Origin of the sequence: Nevskia soli (genome assembly GCF_903970205.1) — a bacterium.
In the GTDB taxonomy this organism is placed as follows: domain Bacteria; phylum Acidobacteriota; class Terriglobia; order Bryobacterales; family Bryobacteraceae; genus Bog-113.
The window spans coordinates 1-4,505 of sequence record NZ_CAJCHS010000117.1 but is presented as its reverse complement, the minus strand read 5'-3'; the positions used below and the strand labels follow the sequence as shown (position 1 = coordinate 4,505).

The following is a 4,505-nucleotide window of genomic DNA, read 5'->3' as shown; positions in this document are numbered from 1 at the left end:
CTACGGAGCAGCCACCAAAGCCGCTACCACCAGCGGAGCCATCGGACTGCCCAGCCCGGTAACGAAGTCATAGCCCGGACCCGCATCGCAAATCGTCCCGCACTTACCGTTCGAGCCTTGCGTAATGTCGCGTAGCGCGCTCGGGTTCTGGTAGATGACGGTCAGGAAATTCGTGCCGATCGTCCCCTTGCCGGCTTCCGCGCGCATGCTGTTCGCGATCGCCGTCAACGCTGCCCACTGCGGCGAGGCGCAACTCGTTCCGCCCGCCTCGCCCCACTTCCCGTCATCGGAATCGTACACCGGGATCCCGGTAAACGGGCTCGAATCCCACGCGACATCGGGAACGCCGCGCTGCCCCGTGCTTTGATACGGAACCTGATACGCGGGCTCGGCGAAGTAGAGGCTCTCACCGCCGCCGCTGCCATGCCACGCCGTTTCGCTCACGATATTTCCTTCGGAATCGAGGAGCAGCGTTGTACCGCCCGCGCCCACCACCAACGGGGATGCGCCCGGGTAACCGAACAGATTGTTGCCGTTATCGCCGGAGGCGTTGAAGTAAGTGACTTTCGCGTCACTGAAGTACTTGGCGTCGAGCGACGTCTCGTAGGGCGCCTCGCGGTTGGTGCCCCAGCTCATACTCACGACCGACGCGCCGTGTGCCGCGGCTATCGGAACTCCGTCGAGAAGATCGGCAATCCTCGCGCCGGTTTCCACCAGGAGCAATTTGGCATTCGGCGCGATCGCGTGCGCCCACTGCAGATCGAGTGATGTTTCTCCGGTAGCGCCCCGGTTGAACGGCGGCTTCACGCCATTGGCATAAACGATGGTCAGGCAGCCGCTCGCCACCGTACATTGCGGGAGCCCGAACGTGGTGCTGAAGAAACTCAAGTCGGCTTCGGCAGCCGGGTAGTCGTTCGAATCGACGATGCCGATTGTCTGGCCTTCACCACCGTTGGTCAATTGATCCACGCCGTACGCGTGTCGTACCTGCGCGGGTGTATACCCGGTCGGGGTTGAGCTGTTCTTCGTTAAAAACTGGATGGGATGGTGCGCCGGTTCCAGAAGAGGGTCCGTTTGTGCCCCTGCGGAGACGCCACAAATTGTGAGTAGTGCAAGAGTTCTGATTTTCACGCCGATTTGGCGAGGTTATCAAAGTGGGGAAGTACACTTTCGAAAGGTGCGATTTTTCTGGTTCCCGGCTTTGACGATTCTGGCGCTTTTTTTGATCGGGTGTGCCGGTGAACCGCAGGCGGCGAGCGATCGCCAGGCGCTGCGACCTCCGGTTTACGGCGCGGACTTCCGCGATGTCTGGAATGACAGCTCGTCGGAAGTCTGCGCTTACAACACCGAGCGGAGGCGGCAAGGCAAACTGCAGAAGGGCAGCGCGACGGCGATCACGCGACGGCTCCTGTACTCGGAGGATGAACGGGTGCCGATCGATCCGAAGGTGCATGAGCAGGCGCGCGACGCGTTCCCCGCGATCGAAATGGACTGGATCGAGCGCACGGCTTCTCCACCGGAGACTGCCGAAGAGATGACCACGTCCGCCGTGACGCTGACTTCGGTGGATGGGCGCGTACCGGGGGTCGAGACGAAGACGGATTTCTCCCTGCAGGGGTGGGACGGCCAGCTTTTCCATCAGCTGCTGTTCGATGCGAGCGGTGTGCGTTCGCACCAATACAGCTACTTCGCGAACGAAGGCGACGAGCAGATCACGCTTGCCTATCCAAGGGACGGCGTCTCCGGAGATGCTTTGTGGTTCTGGGCGCGGCACATGGCCGCCCCGCAGTTGAACCGCGGGGAAAAGCGCGCGGTTTCGGTTTTGCCGGCGCTGCGGGATGTCCGGGAAGAGCACCGGCAGTTGAATTGGCGGCACGCGGTTTTGAGCCGTTCGGCTGAGCAGCAGACCGTCGGTGCGCAACCGGCGGAACTCTGTACCGTGGTCTTTGACGACGGCGAGACTGAGACTTTTTACGTGGAAACCGTGCGTCCGTTCCGTGTCTTGCGCTGGACGGATTCGACGGGCGAGTCCGCCGATCTGGTGTCGACGAATCGGATGATGCTCCGCGCCCCGGGTGCGCCGGCGGGAACGGCAAAGCAATAGGGCACCGGCTGGTAACCTGCGGATGGTGCGCCGCGTGGACCAGGACAACACTGCGGAGTACGTTCGTGGGATTGCGCTCAGGGGTACCTGAGTCGGGTCGCCCTGTCCGTGCTAGGGCGGCCCTGGTCAGAGGTTAATAGCCAGCCTAAGCGCGAATCAAATGTCCTCTCGTGAGCATAGCGGCGCGCGGCCGGAACGAGTGCACCGGTTCTCGCACCAGGTGGCCGGCGCTTCGGCTCGGTAACCTGCTGCTGGTAACCTGCTGATGATGCGCCGCGCGTGGTTTGGAAATTTGTTCGGATTTTTGCTGCTTGCAGGACTGCTGCACGCACAGCAGCCCGGCATGGACGTCAACGCGCTGCTGTCGGTTGTTCGCCTCAGCGATCCGCAGATTTCGCCCGATGGCGGAACCGTCGCGTTTGTGGCCCAGACGATCGACGTCGCCGCAAACGCGAAGCACAACTCCATCTATACGGTCCCGATTGCCGGCGGCGAGCCGAAGCTCCTGGGCGCCGGCGATCGTCCGCGATGGGCGTCCGGCGGATCCAAAATCGTCTTCGATTCGGATCGCAATGGGAGTGGGCAGATCTGGATCATGAACGCGGATGGCACCGGCGCGGCGCAGTTGACCTCGCTCGCAACCGAAGCTTCCGATGTCACGGTAGCCGCGGATAGCAAGCACATCATCTTCACCAGCGAAGTGTTTCCGGACTGCGGCATCGACGATGCGTGTAATAAGAAAGCTCTCGATGCGGCCAAGACCGCGCCCCACGCCCGGATCATCAACAGCCTGCTCTACCGGCACTGGACGACGTGGCAGGGCGCGCGGCGAAGTCATCTGATTTCGGCGGCTCTCGATCTGAGCGCCGGTGCGGCGAGCGACTTCAAAGACCTGACGCCGGGCAATCGCGAAGTGCCTCCGTTCTCGCTCGGCGGACCCGACGATTACGTGATCTCCCCGAACAGCCAGGAAGTCTGCTTCGCGATGAATACGGACGAGCAGCCGGCGACAAGCACCAACTCCGATCTGTTCGTCGTGCCCATTGGTGGCCCGATCGTAGGTGGCGAGGCCCGCAAGATCACCAACAACCCCGCGGCCGATTCGAGTCCGCAATATTCGCCCGACGGGAAGTACCTGGCATGGCGCGCGCAGCAGCGTCCGGGTTATGAGAGCGACCGCTGGCGCCTCCTCGTGATGGACCGCGCGACGGGTACCGTGACCGTACTGACCGACCTGCTCGACCGCTGGGTCAACTCATTTACCTTTTCACCGGACTCGCGCAACATCTTCTTCACCGCAACCGATCGTGGCCGGCAGGCAATCCAATTCCTCCCCGTGACCGGCGGGGCCATTCAAATCGCGGTCAACGGCGACAATACGCTGGACGACATGCAACTGACGCGCGACGGAAAGACGATGGTGTTCACGCGGCAATCCGGTTCCGAACCCGTGCAGATTATGCGCGCGGCTTCGCGCGGCGGCGCGCCCGTCGCGCTCACGCACTTCAACGACGACCTGCTGCGCTCGCATCCGACGCAGCCGCTTGAGGAAATGTCGACCAAAGGCTCGGAAGATGCGCAGATCCAGAGTTTCGTGGTCAAGCCTCCGGGCTTCGATCCGGCGCAGAAATATCCGGCGGTGATTCTGATCCATGGCGGTCCGGAAGGCGAATGGGGCCAGAGCTGGAGCTACCGGTGGAATGAGCAAGTGTTCGCCTCGGCCGGCTATGTCGTTGTGATGCCGAATCCGCGCGGCTCCGTCGGGTTCGGGCAGAAGTTCATCGACGACGTGAATGGCGATTGGGGCGGCCGCGCGTACCAGGACATCATGGCCGTCACCGATGCGGTTGCTGCGCTGCCCTATGTCGATAAAGATCGGATCGCAGCCGCCGGCGCATCTTACGGCGGTTATATGATCGACTGGATTCTGGGCCACACCGACCGTTTCAAGTGCCTGGTTTCTCACGCCGGCGTGTTCGATCTGACGGGCGAAGCCGAAAGCACCGAAGAGCTTTGGTTTCCGATCTGGGAGTTCGGCGGAATGCCGTGGCAGAATCCGGAAATGTACGCGAAATGGTCGCCGAACAATTACGTGAAGGACTTCAAGACGCCAACGCTGGTAATTCACGGCGAACTCGATTTCCGCATTCCGTACACGCAAGGTTTGGCGCTTTTCACAGCGCTGCAGATGGAGAAAGTTCCGTCCCGCTTGCTTGTGTTTCCGGATGAAGGACACTGGGTACTTCACCCGCAGAACTCGTTGCTGTGGTATCAGACGGTTCTCGACTGGCTATCTACTTACGAAAAAGCAACCAACGATAAACAAGGACCTACAAACTAAGTGCGCATCGCTCTCGCCACGCTGGTGGCATTGGTTGTTCTGGGTATAGGCGGGATTTTC

The 4,505-nt window shown here is 61.5% G+C and carries 3 protein-coding genes; 2 read left to right on the top strand and 1 reads right to left on the bottom strand.

All coding sequences use genetic code 11. From position 1 onward, the window contains the following. A complete protein-coding gene (locus H1Y01_RS05290; protein WP_180539229.1) occupies window positions 1–969 on the bottom strand; it encodes a S53 family peptidase in 969 nt (322 codons plus the stop codon). A 208-nt stretch (window positions 970–1,177) separates the two neighbouring features. Between H1Y01_RS05290 and H1Y01_RS05285 the strand changes: the two genes are divergently transcribed. Together H1Y01_RS05285 and H1Y01_RS05280 are read left to right on the top strand one after the other, a co-directional pair. Then, window positions 1,178–2,104 (top strand): hypothetical protein, encoded by a 927-nt coding sequence (locus tag H1Y01_RS05285; protein WP_180539228.1) that lies wholly within the window; start codon window positions 1,178–1,180, stop codon window positions 2,102–2,104. Window positions 2,105–2,408: 304 nt separating this feature from the next. After that, on the top strand, window positions 2,409–4,445 hold the full coding sequence (locus H1Y01_RS05280) for a S9 family peptidase (RefSeq protein ID WP_219341295.1): 2,037 nt from the start codon (window positions 2,409–2,411) through the stop codon (window positions 4,443–4,445). Window positions 4,446–4,505: the final 60 nt, after the last annotated feature.